The 288-nt window shown below is 64.2% G+C and carries 1 protein-coding gene; it reads left to right on the top strand.

Going from position 1 to position 288, the window contains the following annotated elements; genetic code table 11:
- Positions 1 to 287: EAL domain-containing protein (locus EN807_RS34760; protein WP_135938106.1), on the top strand; the 287-nt coding region annotated here is incomplete at its 5' end.
- Position 288 lies beyond the last annotated feature (1 nt).

The raw sequence follows: 288 nt of genomic DNA, 5'->3' as shown, positions 1-288 counted from the left end.
CGATCGCGCCGGACGATGGCATTGACGCCGACCAACTTCTCAAGACCGGCGACATGGCGCTCTACCGGGCGAAGGCGGAAGGCCGCGGAACCTACAGGTTCTTCGAACCGGAAATGGATGCGCGCATGCAGGCGCGGCGGTTTCTCGAACTCGACCTGCGCGAAGCGGTGGTGCGGCAGCAGTTCGAAATCTACTACCAACCGCTCCTCAATCTCGACCGCGGCGAGGTCAGCTGCTTCGAGGCGCTGCTGCGCTGGCATCACCCCAATCGGAAGGGCGGCGTGTAGG

Origin of the sequence: Mesorhizobium sp. M5C.F.Ca.ET.164.01.1.1 (genome assembly GCF_004792125.1) — a bacterium.
Lineage (GTDB): Bacteria > Pseudomonadota > Alphaproteobacteria > Rhizobiales > Rhizobiaceae > Mesorhizobium > Mesorhizobium wenxiniae.
This window is presented reverse-complemented; position numbering and strand designations above follow the sequence as displayed.